This window comes from Peribacillus sp. NJ4, assembly GCF_030348345.1.
In the GTDB taxonomy this organism is placed as follows: domain Bacteria; phylum Bacillota; class Bacilli; order Bacillales; family DSM-1321; genus Peribacillus.
In genome coordinates this window covers 4,149,024-4,164,895 of the sequence record NZ_JAUCFQ010000001.1, presented here as the reverse complement: position 1 = coordinate 4,164,895, position 15,872 = coordinate 4,149,024, and the positions used below count along the sequence as shown (strand labels likewise).

The 15,872-nt window shown below is 40.5% G+C and carries 15 protein-coding genes and 1 pseudogene; 12 read left to right on the top strand and 4 right to left on the bottom strand.

Going from position 1 to position 15,872, the window contains the following annotated elements:
- Positions 1 to 156 precede the first annotated feature (156 nt).
- Complete coding sequence (locus QUF94_RS20730; RefSeq protein ID WP_289317488.1) at positions 157 to 999, top strand: YitT family protein; 843 nt, start codon at positions 157 to 159, stop codon at positions 997 to 999.
- A 132-nt stretch (positions 1,000 to 1,131) separates the two neighbouring features.
- Positions 1,132 to 1,320: pseudogene (locus tag QUF94_RS20725) on the top strand (KGG domain-containing protein); the annotation flags it as partial.
- Between the two features lie 45 nt (positions 1,321 to 1,365).
- Here the strand turns inward: QUF94_RS20725 and QUF94_RS20720 are convergent.
- The 3 genes from QUF94_RS20720 to QUF94_RS20710 all read right to left on the bottom strand — a co-directional run bounded on the left by QUF94_RS20720 (position 1,366) and on the right by QUF94_RS20710 (position 2,628).
- Positions 1,366 to 1,557, bottom strand: coding sequence for a DUF3813 domain-containing protein (locus tag QUF94_RS20720; protein ID WP_289317487.1), 192 nt, complete (start codon positions 1,555 to 1,557; stop codon positions 1,366 to 1,368).
- On the bottom strand, positions 1,557 to 1,709 hold the full coding sequence (locus tag QUF94_RS20715) for a hypothetical protein (RefSeq protein WP_164468789.1): 153 nt from the start codon (positions 1,707 to 1,709) through the stop codon (positions 1,557 to 1,559). The genes QUF94_RS20720 and QUF94_RS20715 overlap by 1 nt, the downstream gene beginning before the upstream one ends.
- A 103-nt stretch (positions 1,710 to 1,812) precedes the next feature.
- A complete protein-coding gene (locus tag QUF94_RS20710; RefSeq protein WP_289318459.1) occupies positions 1,813 to 2,628 on the bottom strand; it encodes a Cof-type HAD-IIB family hydrolase in 816 nt (271 codons plus the stop codon).
- Between the two features lie 242 nt (positions 2,629 to 2,870).
- Here QUF94_RS20710 and QUF94_RS20705 point away from each other — a divergent pair, with 242 nt between their 5' ends.
- The 3 genes from QUF94_RS20705 to moaA all read left to right on the top strand — a co-directional run bounded on the left by QUF94_RS20705 (position 2,871) and on the right by moaA (position 5,162).
- Positions 2,871 to 3,659 carry an alpha/beta fold hydrolase gene (locus QUF94_RS20705; RefSeq protein WP_289317486.1) on the top strand — a complete coding sequence of 263 codons (789 nt, stop codon included), beginning with the start codon at positions 2,871 to 2,873 and terminating at the stop codon, positions 3,657 to 3,659.
- A gap of 71 nt (positions 3,660 to 3,730) precedes the next feature.
- Positions 3,731 to 4,039 (top strand): metal-sulfur cluster assembly factor, encoded by a 309-nt coding sequence (locus QUF94_RS20700; RefSeq protein ID WP_034314562.1) that lies wholly within the window; start codon positions 3,731 to 3,733, stop codon positions 4,037 to 4,039.
- Between the two features lie 133 nt (positions 4,040 to 4,172).
- Positions 4,173 to 5,162 (top strand): GTP 3',8-cyclase MoaA, encoded by a 990-nt coding sequence (moaA, locus tag QUF94_RS20695; protein ID WP_289318458.1) that lies wholly within the window; start codon positions 4,173 to 4,175, stop codon positions 5,160 to 5,162.
- A 277-nt stretch (positions 5,163 to 5,439) separates the two neighbouring features.
- Here moaA and QUF94_RS20690 read toward each other — a convergent pair whose 3' ends face one another.
- Positions 5,440 to 6,129 (bottom strand): Crp/Fnr family transcriptional regulator, encoded by a 690-nt coding sequence (locus QUF94_RS20690; protein WP_289317485.1) that lies wholly within the window; start codon positions 6,127 to 6,129, stop codon positions 5,440 to 5,442.
- A 232-nt stretch (positions 6,130 to 6,361) separates the two neighbouring features.
- Here QUF94_RS20690 and argC point away from each other — a divergent pair, with 232 nt between their 5' ends.
- The 7 genes from argC to argF all read left to right on the top strand — a co-directional run bounded on the left by argC (position 6,362) and on the right by argF (position 15,812).
- Positions 6,362 to 7,399: an N-acetyl-gamma-glutamyl-phosphate reductase gene (gene argC, locus QUF94_RS20685; RefSeq protein ID WP_289317484.1), complete on the top strand. Its 1,038-nt coding sequence runs from the start codon at positions 6,362 to 6,364 to the stop codon at positions 7,397 to 7,399.
- 16 nt (positions 7,400 to 7,415) lie between these two features.
- Positions 7,416 to 8,648 carry a bifunctional ornithine acetyltransferase/N-acetylglutamate synthase gene (argJ, locus tag QUF94_RS20680; RefSeq protein ID WP_289317483.1) on the top strand — a complete coding sequence of 411 codons (1,233 nt, stop codon included), beginning with the start codon at positions 7,416 to 7,418 and terminating at the stop codon, positions 8,646 to 8,648.
- A gap of 10 nt (positions 8,649 to 8,658) precedes the next feature.
- The gene (argB, locus tag QUF94_RS20675) at positions 8,659 to 9,432 is read left to right on the top strand and encodes an acetylglutamate kinase (RefSeq protein WP_289317482.1); all 774 of its coding nucleotides are present in this window, start codon (positions 8,659 to 8,661) and stop codon (positions 9,430 to 9,432) included.
- Positions 9,429 to 10,580, top strand: coding sequence for an acetylornithine transaminase (locus QUF94_RS20670; protein WP_289317481.1), 1,152 nt, complete (start codon positions 9,429 to 9,431; stop codon positions 10,578 to 10,580). The genes argB and QUF94_RS20670 overlap by 4 nt, the downstream gene beginning before the upstream one ends.
- 81 nt (positions 10,581 to 10,661) lie before the next feature.
- Complete coding sequence (locus QUF94_RS20665) at positions 10,662 to 11,744, top strand: carbamoyl phosphate synthase small subunit (RefSeq protein WP_289317480.1); 1,083 nt, start codon at positions 10,662 to 10,664, stop codon at positions 11,742 to 11,744.
- On the top strand, positions 11,737 to 14,856 hold the full coding sequence (locus QUF94_RS20660) for a carbamoyl-phosphate synthase (glutamine-hydrolyzing) large subunit (RefSeq protein WP_289317479.1): 3,120 nt from the start codon (positions 11,737 to 11,739) through the stop codon (positions 14,854 to 14,856). The genes QUF94_RS20665 and QUF94_RS20660 overlap by 8 nt, the downstream gene beginning before the upstream one ends.
- On the top strand, positions 14,853 to 15,812 hold the full coding sequence (argF, locus tag QUF94_RS20655; RefSeq protein ID WP_289317478.1) for an ornithine carbamoyltransferase: 960 nt from the start codon (positions 14,853 to 14,855) through the stop codon (positions 15,810 to 15,812). The genes QUF94_RS20660 and argF overlap by 4 nt, the downstream gene beginning before the upstream one ends.
- Positions 15,813 to 15,872: the final 60 nt, after the last annotated feature.

Sequence of the window (15,872 nt, the reverse complement as noted above, 5' to 3'; positions counted from 1 at the left end):
AATACACCTGCTTTCTTTTTACAATTTTTAGAAAATGAGTGGTCACTTTACTTTTTAGTGTAGCACGAAACGGTAAAAATTCAATCTCTACGTAAATAGAATAAATAATTAAGGGTAAAAAGATAATAGGATAAGGGTGAAATGGAGGTTTTTAGAATGTACAGTGGTGAAATGAAGAAAATTATCATAGTTGTGGTCGGAGCATTACTTAATGCTATTGCGATGAACTTTTTTCTAATACCGGCAAACGTATATGCAAGCGGCTTTACAGGAGTGGCCCAGCTACTATCAAGAATGATAGGTTCTTTTGCTCCTTTTAATGTATCGACAGGAATTCTATTGCTTTTATTGAACATTCCAGTAACGATCATTGCCTGGCGGAAAGTTGGAAAGTCCTTTACTTTTTATAGTTTCCTCAGCGTTGTCTTGATGTCCTTTTTTATGGAAATCATTCCGATTACACGCTGGTCACCTGACATACTATTGAATGCGGTGTTTGGCGGAGTCATAGCTGCAGTGGGTGTGGGAATCACCTTGAAATACGGTGCATCGACTGGCGGAATGGATATTATCGCCATGCTTCTATCACGGAAGAAGGATAAACCTGTAGGTACTTATTTATTTCTGCTGAATGGCGTGATCATTGTGACTGCAGGAGCTGTTTATGGACCGGAAAAAGCCTTGTATACACTTGTTACCCTTTACACATCTACCCGTGTTGTGGACGCGATACATACTCGTCATGAAAAGCTTACAGCCATGATCATTACAAAGAAAAGCGAAGAACTTAAACAGGCAATCCATGCTCAGTTAGTTCGCGGAATTACAAGGGTTCCTGCAAAAGGGGCGTTCACTAACGAAAATAAGGAAATGTTATTGATCGTCATTACAAGGTATGAACTGTATGACCTTGAACGGATCATCAAAGAAGTGGATCCACACGCTTTTACAAACATTATAGAAACTTCGGGCATTGTCGGTACCTTCCGCAGGGAATGATATTAACAGGAAAATTAAAGCCATTACACTTCCATTACAAAAGGAAGAATTTTTGGTGTTATAAGTTTATTGCTTGTAACGGCTAATTCTGATAATGTAGCGCCAATTTAAAACCTTGAAGGAGTGATAAAAATGGCTAACGATGAAAAAATGAGTAGAGAAGAAGCAGGACGTAGAGGCGGGGAAGCCACTTCTAAAAATCACGACAAGGATTTTTACCGGGAAATTGGACAAAAGGGCGGCGAGGCCACTTCCGATTCCCATGGTAAAGATTTTTATAAAGAGATCGGTGAAAAAGGAGGTAAGGCACGAAATAACAATTGATGAACATAATGAAAGCCTCCAGGAATCCTGGAGGCCTTCACTTTATTTCGAGTGGTTTTCCAGCTCTTCCTGGAGTTCTCGCAGTTGTTCTTTTTCCGCCTCTGTAGTATTGGCAAAGGCTGATGAAAGAGCGTTTTTAGCGACTTCCTCTGTCTTTTGCTGGTCACCGTCATGCTCAGAGTGGAGAGCTTCTTCTACAAATTCCCTTGCTTTCTGGAATAATTTGTTTCCCATTAGAAGCCACCATAGCTTTGTTCAGACATAATTCTTAACCTGTCTTTTTCAGCTTCTTCAAACGTAGTGTGATAAGGGATTTTTTCGGCATGCCTGGCAACACTTTCTTTGCCCTGCTGTACAAATCGTTTAGATTTACTGCTTTTACCCATGCTTATCTCCTCCGATTCTGAGCGTTGTCGACAACATAAGGAAGCTGTTGTCCTTATTAGTTTGGCTTGTAAGAGAGATATTATGAAGGTAAAAAATGACGTATTAGGGTTTAATATTGAATTTTTCTTCAAGGAAGACTGCTATTCCATCTTCTTCATTCGTCAATGTAGTCGTATTTGCAACTGTTTTTACTGGTGAGATTGCATTTCCCATAGCTACTCCGGTTCCCGCGTAATCGAGCATTTCCAAATCATTATCTTCATCCCCGAAAGCGATTATCCTGTTTTGAGGAATTTCCAGATAGTTGGATACTCGTTTTAGCCCCACGGCTTTACTTAACCCGCTCTTAATGATTTCAATGATATGAAAAGGCTCTGCCCAGCGGCGATGATCGACCAATTCTGCATGAACATCGGATAAATGCTGGCGAATCTGGCCTACAAATTGACTATCTGTGTGAATTAGCATCGAAGTTGGGGAATCCTTAAGGAAATTGCGCAAGTCACCCGTCTTCATGTTTGGATTTCCTAGATTGAACATGTCCATCAATTTTTCATCATGATAATGGACATAAACATCGTCACGGACTTCAGCGATGATGTTGTGATATTCAAACTGATCACACGCTTCAACAATCTCCTTCGCTACATTTATATCCAGTGGAGAGTGGTATACCCCCCAGCTTGTCTGTAATGGGTGATGGATGAAAGCGCCATTGAAATTAACGATTGGTGTAGTCAATCCCAATTCCCGGTAATAAAGTTCACTTGAGCGAAAGGGACGACCGGTAGCTATCATAACTTCGTGTCCATCTTCCTTAAGTTTTAGCAGTGTTTTTTTAGTTCTTGAAGAAATTGTTTTTTTATCTGTAAGTAAAGTACCATCAAGATCCAATACGATTAAATGTTTCTCCGCCATGTACACACCTTCTGTTCTTTTTGATTTCATTATATGCAAATATTGTTAAGACTATTTTAAAGTAAATGTAAATCTTTTTCATTCTTTATGCATTCCTGTATGATATTACTATATGCAGGATCATGATACTTAAAGCGATGCTCAGGTTTAAAGGAATGGAATAAGGAATGCAAAATTCTTTTTGAGAAGGTTGTTGAACTTCTTTTAGATTAAAACCGAACAAATTATTCGGAGGGGTTAACTTGATAATAATTGAAAAGGAACAAATTGGACATATTCCTGTATTACACTTAAGCGAGGAAACCACTTTCCATCAGAAATTACCGCTTATTATTTTTATACATGGTTTTCAAAGTGCAAAGGAACACAATCTTCACTATGCTTATTTATTGGCTGAGAAGGGGTTTCGTGTACTTCTTCCCGATGTGATTCATCATGGGGAAAGGGAAGCTGGTTTAAGTGATTCCGAAATGATGCCCCGTTTTTGGGAAATGGTTTTACAGACCATCCAGGATTTATCTTTGATGAAGGATGATTTAATATCCAGAAAATTAATTGATCCTGACAGAATAGGTATAGCGGGTACCTCTATGGGGGGAATAGTGACTAATGGGGCTCTTGCTGCTTATGATTGGATATCGGCCGGAGTCAGTTTGATGGGAAACCCATCATATGTCGCGTATGCAGAGCTCCAAATGGCGGAAATTAAGAAAAGGAAAGTTGATTTCCCTGCTACTGATGAGGAAGTTGCCAAGGTGATTGAACAGCTCAAGCCATTTGACTTGAGTCTTAATCAAGATAAGCTTTCCAACCGCCCGCTTCTTTTTTGGCATGGAGCTAAAGATCCAGTGGTACCATATCAGCATGCATATCGCTTTTATGAAGGGGTCAAAGCGGGTTATAATGAGGCAAATGAAAAAATCGAATTTATTCTCGACCCTAAATCAGGACACAAGGTCAGTAGAGAAGGAGTACTTCTTACTGCGGACTGGTTCGCGAAACATTTGCTGTCAACTGTGCAAAAAGCTTAAGTACTCACCCGAAATCTGTTATGATTCTAATACGGACAATGAAGAGATTTTCCATAAAAGGAGTGATCGAAGTGGATCAAGATACAAAAGACATTATTTTAGGAGCTTTGGAGCAGGTCATTGACCCGGAGCTTGGTATAGATATCGTGAATTTAGGTTTGGTATATGATGTTGATATGGATGAGGAAGGTCTGACTACAGTAACGATGACATTGACTGCAATGGGCTGCCCGATGGCTGGGACGATTGTCGATCAAGTGAAATTGGTTCTGGAAGATATTCCAGAGGTCAAGGAAACGGATGTTAAAATAGTCTGGAGTCCGCCGTGGACCAAAGACAAAATGTCCAGATATGCTAAAATTGCATTAGGAATCAAATAATAACCAGGTAATAGAAATATAAAGCCAGTCAAAAAAAAGTGAATCCATTTTATGGAGCCACTTTTTATGGTCTGGTTTTTTTCTAATACTTATGGCTAGGAGTGGTTAATTGAACAGTCATATAAAAGATTCAATGGACAGGCCACTAAGGGATTTAAGGATTTCAGTCATAGATCGGTGCAACTTTCGCTGTCAGTATTGCATGCCTGCTGAAATTTTTCATGAGAATTTTCAGTTCCTGCCTAAAAGTGAGCTATTATCTTACGAGGAAATTGTAAGGCTTTCTAAAATATTTGCAAGCTTAGGGGTTAAAAAACTAAGGTTGACAGGCGGGGAACCATTACTCCGGAGAGATCTTACCACTCTGATTTCAAATCTCGTTCAAATTGATGGTATTGAAGATATCGGATTGACTACGAATGGTGTCTTCTTGAAAAAACATGCCGCGAATTTGAAGGCAGCTGGTTTGCAGCGGGTTAATATCAGCTTAGACAGTCTCGATGATGAACTTTTCAAGAAGATGAACGGTAGGGACATCGGGGTAAAGCCGGTCATTGAAGGCATAGCTGCTGCCAAAGTAGCTGGGCTTGGCGTTAAAGTCAATATGGTTGTGAAAAAAGAAACCAATGAATCTCAAATCCTGCCGATGGCCCGTTTTTGTAAGGAAGAGGGCATTCAATTACGCTATATAGAATTCATGGATGTCGGACATACAAATGGCTGGCAGTTGAAGAATGTCATTACGAAAAAAGAATTGCTCGAGATGCTCCAAACCGAATTCGATCTTGAACCGGTTGATGAAGATTATTTTGGAGAAGTGGCAAAACGCTTCCGTTATAAAGGCACTACTGCAGAAGTGGGCTTCATAACATCAGTATCCGAGTCTTTTTGTTCCAGTTGTACACGTGCACGACTTTCTGCTAACGGAAGTTTATATACATGCCTGTTTAATGGAAAGGGGCATGACTTGAAGTCATTGCTCCGTTCCGACATGACAGATGAAGAATTGACTGAATTCATCATTTCACTTTGGAACCATAGGGACGACCGCTATTCAGATGAACGGGCAGCGGGAACAGTGACAAAACAGGAAAAAATCGAAATGTCATTCATTGGCGGGTAAAAAAAGTGATCCTGTCTGAATGAATATATACTAAATTAGGGGATGGCAACTATGCCATCCCTTAATTTAGTATATATAGTTGTTAAGGCCTTCCGATGCTTGCCATTAACTTATATGAATTTTTATGCTTTTTTTATGCATTTTTTATAGTACTGTGAAATTATTATATCGAATCCTTTGTAATTAAAATAATTAAATGGTCCTAGGGATGAATTTGAAAACAATCATTTTAAGATCAAGTAAGACATTATGCATTCGCTGTTTTTATGGAAGGGTTTTAATCGATGGTACAGATTTCTATTGGACAGTTTTCACAGTCGATTTCCTGCTTCAAATAGTCTAAGTCAAGAATCGTAATGCGTCCCTTATTAATGGAGATGACATTGTTTTTCCTTAATTGGGCGAGCATTCGATTGACTACCTCGCGGGATGTGCCGCAAAAATTGGCGAGTTCTTGGTTTGTAAAGGGAAGATTGATAACTTTACCGTCTTCAACTTCAGTGCCATAGCTATTTGATAAACGGATGAGGGTGGAGTAAAAAGCACCTTTCTTACCGTGCAGGAGCATATCGCGGAATTTAGACTGATTTTTACGGTTTTGAGCTGATAACCATGTCATCATATCAACTGCAAGATGGCTATCGGAGGCGATTTTCTCTTCTAATGCTTCTTTGGAAATAACCGCAACAGTTCCATCTTCCAACATTTTTGCATTCATCATATATTTAGGATTTTGAGAAAAAAGGACTGTTTCCCCAACCAAATCATTCTCCGAACAAATGCGCATAGTTAATTCCCGGCCGTCGGGAACAACCTTACTCACTTCTACTTTCCCTTTTAAAATGTAATACAAATCACTTGCTGGGGTACTCTCCTGGAAAAGGAAGCGTCCTTTTTCCATATGTTTAACTTGCTGTTCATTATCTAAAATTGCATGCATCCGATTGGATAACGAAAATTCATTCATGTATATGACCACCTTTTAGATACCTTTATAACACAATCACTACCTTTGATTTAAACGGAAAAAACACTAGCAGTCAACAACTTTGGATAATTTTAGAAATTAATGTGGATAATTTTTCAAATTAAAGTGGAGTTATTAATTTTATAAAAATACATTTGATTTTATTTTTATTCAGTCATATAATAATAGAATCAAAGAATGACAGGGACTTAAAATTATAGGAGATGGTTTTATGAACGTATCAATAGTAGGTGCAACGGGTTATGGAGGAGTGGAACTAATAAGGTTCCTGAATAATCATCCGCAATTTAAAATAAAATCATTGCATACTTCATCTCAATTTGGTCGGAATTTATATGAAGAAAATGCACATTTAATGCATATGAAAGATAAATTAGAAGAAATTGACCCGGAAGCGATTGCAAAAAAATCCGATATTGTATTTCTTGCAACTCCTTCTGGTGTTTCCTCGCAATTGATTTCGGAATTTTCTGACCTTGACATTAAAGTAATCGACCTTTCAGGAGACCTCAGGCTTCAAACCCCGGGTGAATACGAACACTGGTATAAAAAACCAGCCGCCCCACAGCATATTATTGAAGAAGCTGTATACGGATTGGCTGAATGGAATGCCGAAGCAATAAGGAAAGCAACGATTGTTGCGAATCCAGGGTGCTACCCAACTGCATCACTTTTAGGCCTCGCCCCTTTATTCACTGAAGGATTGGCCGGAGCAGCCGCAGAAGTGATCATCGATGCAAAATCCGGGGTTTCAGGAGCGGGTAAATCACTTTCGGCCGTTACCCATTATAGTGAAATGAATGAGAACTTTAAGATATATAAGGTAAATCAACATCAACACATACCGGAAATCGAACAACAGCTTGGACGATGGTCATCGGATTTACAACCTATTACCTTTAATACCCACCTAGTTCCAATGACAAGAGGGATTATGGCAACGATGTATATAAAGGTAAATCGGGGGACTTCAAATGTTGAATTAAAGGATTTATACGAAACAGTATACGAGAACCACCCATTTGTCCGGGTACAGCCGCTCGATCGCTTTCCATCAACGAAACAAGTATATGGATCGAACTTTTGCGATATTGGCGTCGCATATGATGAAAGGACAGGTAAGGTAACGGTGGTTTCAGTTATTGATAATTTAGTGAAGGGTGCTGCAGGGCAGGCCATTCAAAATGCAAATATATTAATGGGACTAGAAGAAACGGCAGGACTATGGAACAGTCCGCTATATCCGTAAATTTTGGAGGGAAATAATGAATACACTACAGTCAGTTGAAGAAATCAAACAAATTAAAGAAGGAAACATTTTAATGCCACAAGGGTTCAAAGCGTCAGGTGTCCATGCAGGATTGCGCTACTCCAAAAAGGATGTTGGCATCATTTTTACCGATGTACCAGCGTCAGCCGCTGCGGTTTATACACAAAATATAGTTCAAGCAGCTCCAATCAATGTAACGAAAAACAGCATTGCCGCTACTGGAAAACTTCACGGCATTGTAGTCAATAGTGCCTGTGCTAATGCTTGTACAGGAGAACAGGGTTTAAAAGATGCAAATGAAATGAGGAAGCTTGCGGCTCAAAAGTTCGGTTTGGAGGATCATTCTTTTGCAGTGGCTTCAACTGGAGTCATTGGGGAATACATGGAAATGGAAAAAGTTAAGAAAGGCATAGAGTCCTTACAGCCAGAGAATACATCTGAAGCTGCTGAAGATTTTGGTACCGCCATTTTAACAACGGATATTGTAACGAAAAGCTGCGGTTATGAAACAATGATTGACGGTAAAACCGTGAAAATGGGCGGAGCTGCGAAAGGTTCGGGAATGATTCATCCAAACATGGCCACAATGCTTGGTTTCATTACAACGGATGCTGTCATTGAACCGAATGATTTACAGCAAGCACTATCTTCCATAACCAATGATACATTCAATCAAATTACGGTTGATGGTGACTGTTCAACGAACGACATGGTGTTAGTGCTAGCGAATGGAAAAGCGAACAATGAACCTTTGACGCCTGACCATCCTGAATGGTCTGTCTTCCTGGAATTATTAAAACAAACATCCGAAAATCTGGCCAAACAAATTGCGAAAGACGGAGAAGGTGCCACAAAACTTATAGAAGTGAATGTTCATGGCATGCAGACGAAGCAAGATTCACAGATGATGGCGAAGACGATCGTTGGATCAAATCTAGTGAAAACGGCAGCTTTTGGAGCGGATGCAAACTGGGGAAGAATCATTGCTGCGATGGGAAGAAGCGGTGTGGGATTCAAGCCGGATCAAACAACGATTGTTTTTGGTGATATCGTCGTACTTAAAGATGGTGAGCCAATACAGTTTTCTGAGGAAGAAGCCAAGGCTTACTTGGAAAATGAAAGTATCATCATTCATGTTTATTTGAAAGACGGTAATGAATCGGGAACAGCATGGGGCTGCGATTTAACCTATGATTATGTAAAAATAAACGGAAGCTATCGTTCGTAAGGAGGAAAGAATGAACATATTAGTCATTAAGTGCGGCGGCAGTATCATTAATGAGTTATCGGAGTCGTTTTTCAATAGTGTTAAAGAGTTACAAAACCGGGGGTATCATATTGTCTTTGTTCATGGAGGCGGCCCAGATATAAATTCGATGCTTGATAAATATGAAATTGAACCAGTCTTTGAAAATGGTTTAAGAAAAACGACCACTGAAGTGATGGAAATTGTGGAACTTATCCTGGCAGGCAAATCGAACCGCAGTCTCGTTCATAAATTAGAAACACACGGCATAAAGGCAGTCGGTTTAAATGGTTCTGACGGCGGAATTCTCACAGGTGAGTATATAGATGAACAGAAACTTGGAGCTGTAGGTAAGATACAAAAAGTCAATACTGAATTACTTGGACTTTTATTCGAAAATGGTTATTGTCCGGTATTGACGCCAATTGCAACTACCGAAGAAGGTACTAAATTAAATGTGAATGCTGATATGGCTGCAGGGTCAGTAGCGAAGTCACTATCGGCCGATATGTGTTTATTTGTGACCGATGTTAAAGGGGTCTTGAAGAATGAACAGATCATTGAGAAATTGACTGAAACGGAAGCAAAGGAATTGATCGAGGATGGAAGCATCCATGGAGGAATGATTCCAAAAGTCAATACAGCGCTGTCGGTTCTTAATAAAGGGGTTGAAGAAGTGATGATCGTGAGTGGAAAAGATCACTTTTTTCAAGGCGGACAATTCATCGGAACGAAATTTCTTCAGGAAGAAGGGGTATTTCAATGAGTTCTTTATTTCCAACATATGCAAGGTGGAACATTGAGCCAGACACAGCGTCAGGAATGAAGATTACGAGTACAACTGGTAAAGAGTATCTGGATTTCACATCCGGAATCGGGGTTTTGAATCTTGGGCATTGTCATGAGAAGGTAAAAATGGCCGTCACGGAACAGCTTAATAAATATTGGCATGTTTCCAACATGTTTAACAGTTCCATACAGGAACGGACAGCAAAAATGCTGGCAGATGCCTCTGGTCTAAGCCAGGTGTTTTTTGCTAACAGTGGTGCCGAGGCGAATGAGGCAGCTATCAAACTTGCACGTAAAGCTACTGGGAGAAGCAAAATTGTCACATGTCAGCAGTCTTTCCACGGCCGCACGTTTGCAACGATGGCTGCAACGGGACAGGAAAAAATTAAAACTGGTTTCGGACCTATGCTAGCTTCGTTCGAATATGTTCCATTTAATGATAATGATGCCATGACAGCAGCCATTGATGAAAATACGGCCGCTGTAATGATTGAAATAGTTCAAGGTGAGGGCGGCATCCATGTTGTACAGCAATCCTATCTGGACGCGATTCAAACTAAATGTCAAGATCACGGAGCCCTTCTTATCATTGATGAAATCCAGACTGGGATAGGACGTACAGGGAAACCATTTGCATTCCAGCATTTCAATATCCAACCGGACATCATCACTTCTGCTAAGGGGCTGGGAAATGGCCTGCCAATCGGGGCGATGATTGGGAAGGAAAGGCTGTCGGAGTTCTTTAACCCTGGAAGTCATGGATCCACTTTTGGAGGTAATCCCGTTAGTGTCTCAGCAGCTGAAGCTGTTTTAATGGAAATTTTCCAATCAGGATTTTTAAAAAGTACCGTGAAAAAGGCTGAATACCTTGAGAGTGAATTGGCAAAAGCATTAAATGATTCGGAAGAAGTGATAGAGATTCGCGGACTGGGAATGATGGTCGGGATTGAATGTAAACAAGATGTTCAGGGGTTTTTAATGGAACTTCAAGATGAGGGCTTATTAGTATTGAGTGCAGGTTCTAAGGTACTTCGTTTACTTCCATCACTGACAGTTACTGAACCAGAGATTGATATGGCAATAAACAAAATTAAAAAAGTATTGGCAATTAAACAAACTATCTAAATTGAATGAATTTTTATAGAACAAAATGAATAATTATGCTATTCTATATATAAATATACATCATCTAAAGAGGTGAAGATCATGAAAAGCTATCTATATTTAGAGAATGGTTCCGTCTTTGAAGGGGAACTGCTGACAAAATCCACTGAAAAAGCAATCACTGGAGAGATTGTCTTTTTTACAGGAATGACCGGATATCAAGAAGTATTGACAGATCCTTCATATAAGGACCAGATTGTCATCTTCACATATCCTCTGATCGGAAATTATGGAATCAATGAATATGATTTTGAAAGTAAAAAGCCGCATGTTGCGGGTGTCATTGTATATGAAGGAAATATGGGCCATTCTCATTATCAAGCTAAATATTCACTTGGTGAATATTTAGACAAGTGGAGCATTCCGCTTTTAAGCCATGTTGACACAAGAGCGGTCGTTAAGAATATAAGACAGGAAGGTTCCATGCAAGCAGTCATCACAGCGGAAGAAAAATTCACTGTCGAACCTGGTCTGAATGGTTTATCCGCCCACGTTGCTGAGGTATCCACAAAGGTAGTCGAGAGTTTTGGAGAAGGCGACAAGCACGTGGTGATGATGGATTTCGGTTATAAAAAATCCATATTGGATTCATTGGTTAAGCAAGGCTGCCGAGTCTCCGTCGTACCATTCGATACTGAATTCGAACAAATCAAGGACTTGAAGCCAGATGGTATTTTGCTTTCAAATGGGCCTGGGGATCCAAAACAGCTTGAATACCTTTTAGGAAACATAAAAAAGATCATTACGAATTTCCCAACGATGGGCATCTGTCTCGGTCATCAATTAACGGCACTAGCCTTTGGGGGAAATACAAAAAAAATGCTGTTTGGACATCGCGGAGCGAATCAGCCCGTGGTCGATTTGAAAACGAAAAAGGTGTATATGAGTTCTCAAAATCATAGTTATGAGGTTGATGAACCGAGCTTACAAGGAACATCGCTTCAAGTGAGATTCAGAAATGTGAATGATAGTACAGTTGAGGGACTCATGCATGAAGACCTGCCAATATTCACTACCCAGTACCACCCAGAGGCAAATCCAGGGCCTATCGAGAGTTCACTACTATTCAACGACTTTTTACAAATGATAAATGATTATAGCGGGAGAGAAAAAGCTTATGCCTAAGGACGACACGATAAAGACCATATTAGTGATTGGTTCGGGGCCGATTGTCATCGGGCAGGCCGCCGAATTCGATTATGCAGGTACACAGGCCTGCCTCGCTTTAAAAGAAGAAGGATATAAAGTCATACTGGTCAACAACAATCCGGCAACGATCATGACTGATGATATGAATGCGGATGCTGTCTATTTCGAACCTTTAACCGTCGATGTACTGGAAAAGATCATTTCCAAAGAAAAGCCGGATGGCCTGCTCGCAACATTAGGAGGTCAGACAGGGTTAAATCTTGCTTATCAATTGGATGATGCCGGAGTACTTGAAAAATATAAAGTCAAATTATTGGGAACTCCAATCGACTCCATCAAAAAGGGGGAGGATCGTGAACTGTTCCGTGAGCTGATGTTTGAAATAGGAGAACCAGTTCCAGACAGTACAATTGTCCATTCTCTTGAAGAAGCGCTAGCTTTTGCCGATAAAATCGGTTTCCCCATCATCGTTCGTCCTGCTTATACACTGGGAGGCACTGGCGGCGGGATTGCTGATTCACTGGATACCTTTAAGGAACTTGTACGGGGCGGACTCCAAGAAAGCCCGATTACACAATGCTTGATTGAAAGAAGCATTGCTGGATTTAAAGAAGTCGAATATGAAGTGATGCGAGATGCCAACAATACGTGCATCACCATCTGTAACATGGAAAATATCGATCCGGTAGGGATTCATACAGGTGATTCAATCGTGGTGGCGCCATCACAGACCTTATCTGACGATGAGTTTCAAATGCTGCGTGCCGCTTCCATTAAAATCATCTCTGCTTTAGGTATTATAGGCGGCTGTAACATTCAATTTGCACTTGATCCGAATAGCAAACAATATTATCTAATAGAAGTTAACCCACGCGTCAGCCGTTCATCGGCACTAGCTTCAAAAGCAACAGGTTATCCAATAGCTCGCATAGCTGCAAAGCTTGCTGTCGGCTACCATTTATCTGAACTTATCAATCCTGTAACGCAAAGCACCTATTCAAGCTTCGAACCTGCTCTTGACTATGTAGCGGTGAAGTTCCCGAGGTGGCCATTCGATAAATTCACGACCGCCAACCGCAAATTGGGAACACAGATGAAGGCCACAGGTGAAGTGATGGCTTTACACCGCAGCTTTGAGGGGGGAGTCCAAAAGGCAGTCGATTCTTTGGAATTAAAAACGAATGGACTGCAGCTAGCATCGCTGAAAAATAAAACGGTTCCTGAACTTTGGGGGAAGCTTGCCGAAAAATCAGACGAACGAATATTTGTCATTTTTGAAATGCTTAGAAAAGGCGTGACGATTGAAGAAATCCATGAAGCGACAACCATAGATTATTTCTTCCTTAAATCCTTTGCTTCATTGATCCAAAAAGAAATGGAAATCGAAGGCATGTCAATCGATCAGGTGACTAAGGAAGAATTGCAGTCATACAAGGAAAAGGGCTTCTCAGACCGCTATCTTGCTTCCGTATGGAATGTAAGTGAGATGGAACTGAGAGCACATCGGATATCACTTGGCCTTACGGCGGTCTACAAAACGGTAGATACATGTGCAGCCGAGTTCGAATCACATACTAACTATCACTATTCAACATATTTTGGTGAAAATGAACAGAAAAAGACTGATAAAAAGAAAGTCTTGATGATTGGCAGCGGTCCTATCAGGATCGGACAGGGAATAGAATTTGATTACTGTTCCGTTCATGGGGTTTATGCACTCCAAGATGAAAATGTTGAAACGATCATGATCAATAATAACCCTGAAACGGTAAGTACGGATTTTGCGACGGCAGATCGCCTTTATTTTGAGCCGTTAACCCTTGAATACGTTCTTAATGTAATAGAAGCGGAAGATATTGAAGATGTAATCGTTCAATTTGGCGGGCAGACTGCGATAAATCTCGCAAAAGGCCTCGAAGATTACGGTGTCAATTTGTTGGGGACTTCATTTGATACACTTGATCAATTAGAAGACCGTGATCGCTTTTATCAGCTTCTTCAAAAACTGGATATCCCTCATGTGCCGGGTTCAATGGCTAATGGTGAAGAACAATTAATTGAGCGTGCAGAGGCAATCGGTTTTCCAGTGCTCTTACGCCCATCCTATGTAATTGGCGGCCAGGGAATGGAAATCATCCGCTCCAAGGAAAGCTTATTGAATAGAATGGAAAATGGAACGGCACTTGTATATCCCGTGCTAATCGATTCTTATATTCCGGGAAAAGAAGCCGAAATCGATTTGATCGCAGATGGAAATGATGTATATATTCCAATCATTGCTGAACATGTTGAAAAAGCAGGGGTTCATTCAGGGGATAGCATGGCATTGTTGCCAGCTCAATCCTTAACGGATGATATCAAAGATAAAATGACCCTTTATGCCAAAAAACTAGTAATGGAGCTTGGTTATAAAGGACTTATGAACATCCAATTCGTGATTGACGGAAATAGTGTATATGTATTGGAAGTGAATCCCCGTGCCAGTCGGACCATTCCAATCATCAGTAAAGTGACTGACGTATCCTTAGTGCAAATAGCGACAAAAATATTGCTCGGGAAATATTCATTGTCGAATGCGTTCGATAAAACGGGCTTGATGGAAGAAATTCCATATGCAGTCGTAAAATATCCAGTATTCTCTACATTTGCACTTAGCGGACTTGATTCGAAGGTGGGGCCGGAAATGAAATCAACAGGTGAAGGAATCGCCATCGGAGAAACGGTAAATGAAGCATTGACAAAAGTATTCCATGCTCAAAACGCAAAAAATACCTCAGGTGTATATCAATCCGAATCAGTCCAATTAAGTGAAGATTTACTTGCGCAAATCGAAGAAGCAGGTTTGACACTGGGGGATTCTGATTTTGATGAATGGTTAAATGAAGGGAATGCAGCGGTTGTATTGGCATATGGAACAACAGAAGAAGATAAGAAGCTAAGGTTACTGGCAGCAAAATATCGACTGCTTGCATTTACGGAAGAAGAGACTTTTAAGGCCTATCTACAATCGTTGAAAAATGCTGATCCAGGGGTTACCTCGCTTCAGGAATGGCTTGTATCATATTCGAAAGGAGTGTCACACGTATGAGTTCAATGACGGCACCGACACAAGCGAAGATTTTAAATGGAAAAGATTTTTTGACCATGAAGGAGTCTACACCCAAAGCAATTGAAGATTTGTTAAAGCTAGCACAGACCATTAAAGGCAAATGGCAAGCTGGCGAAGAATATACACCTTTAAAAGGGAAAACGCTGGGGATGATTTTTGAAAAATCGTCTACCCGTACCCGTGTATCTTTTGAAGTTGGCATGATGCAGCTTGGCGGACACGCTTTGTTCTTGAGTGGCAATGACTTGCAAATTGGACGTGGGGAAACTATTTCCGATACTGCAAAAGTCCTTTCTGAATATATAGATGGCATCATGATTCGTACCTTCGAGCATGAAAAAATCCTGGAGTTGTCAGAAAATTCCTCTATCCCAGTCATCAATGGGTTAACAGACCTTGCACATCCCTGTCAGGTGCTTGCTGACTTCTTGACGATCATCGAGATTAAAGGACAGCTAAAAGGCCTGAAGATGAGTTATATCGGAGATGGCAATAATGTTGCCAATTCATTGATGGTGGGCTGCGCAAAAATGGGAATGGACTTTTCCATTGGGTGTCCTGAGGCCTACAAACCTGACGAAAAGGTTGTTGCCTATGCTCAAAAAGTGGCAGAAGAGACTGGCAGTGAAATTGTGGTGACAACCTCAGCTTCGGAAGCTATAAAAGATGCGGATATCGTCTATTCCGATGTTTGGACCTCCATGGGGCAGGAAATCGAGAATAGCATTCGCTTAGAAGCTTTTAAAAATTATCAAATCAATGGTGAACTTGTAAAACTTGCTAAAGAAGATTATTTATTCATGCATTGCCTGCCTGCACACAGGGAAGAAGAAGTAACGGCTGAAGTCATCGATGGACCTAATTCCGTCGTTTTCCACCAAGCCGGAAATCGTCTGCATGCCCAAAAAGCGGTTCTAGTGGATTTAATGTCTTAATCAAAAAAAAGGTTTTGGAATGGTCTCATTCCGAAACCTTTTTGATTTTTTATTGGAATT

Bases quoted from the DNA above. Each gene is read 5' to 3' on its own strand.
- QUF94_RS20730 (WP_289317488.1), top strand. From the start codon at position 157: ATGTACAGTGGTGAAATGAAGAAAATTATCATAGTTGTGGTCGGAGCA.
- QUF94_RS20720 (WP_289317487.1), bottom strand. From the start codon at position 1,557: ATGGGAAACAAATTATTCCAGAAAGCAAGGGAATTTGTAGAAGAAGCT.
- QUF94_RS20715 (WP_164468789.1), bottom strand. From the start codon at position 1,709: ATGGGTAAAAGCAGTAAATCTAAACGATTTGTACAGCAGGGCAAAGAA.
- QUF94_RS20710 (WP_289318459.1), bottom strand. From the start codon at position 2,628: ATGGCGGAGAAACATTTAATCGTATTGGATCTTGATGGTACTTTACTT.
- moaA (WP_289318458.1), top strand. From the start codon at position 4,173: ATGGACAGGCCACTAAGGGATTTAAGGATTTCAGTCATAGATCGGTGC.
- QUF94_RS20690 (WP_289317485.1), bottom strand. From the start codon at position 6,129: ATGAATGAATTTTCGTTATCCAATCGGATGCATGCAATTTTAGATAAT.
- argC (WP_289317484.1), top strand. From the start codon at position 6,362: ATGAACGTATCAATAGTAGGTGCAACGGGTTATGGAGGAGTGGAACTA.
- argJ (WP_289317483.1), top strand. From the start codon at position 7,416: ATGAATACACTACAGTCAGTTGAAGAAATCAAACAAATTAAAGAAGGA.
- argB (WP_289317482.1), top strand. From the start codon at position 8,659: ATGAACATATTAGTCATTAAGTGCGGCGGCAGTATCATTAATGAGTTA.
- QUF94_RS20670 (WP_289317481.1), top strand. From the start codon at position 9,429: ATGAGTTCTTTATTTCCAACATATGCAAGGTGGAACATTGAGCCAGAC.
- QUF94_RS20665 (WP_289317480.1), top strand. From the start codon at position 10,662: ATGAAAAGCTATCTATATTTAGAGAATGGTTCCGTCTTTGAAGGGGAA.
- QUF94_RS20660 (WP_289317479.1), top strand. From the start codon at position 11,737: ATGCCTAAGGACGACACGATAAAGACCATATTAGTGATTGGTTCGGGG.
- argF (WP_289317478.1), top strand. From the start codon at position 14,853: ATGAGTTCAATGACGGCACCGACACAAGCGAAGATTTTAAATGGAAAA.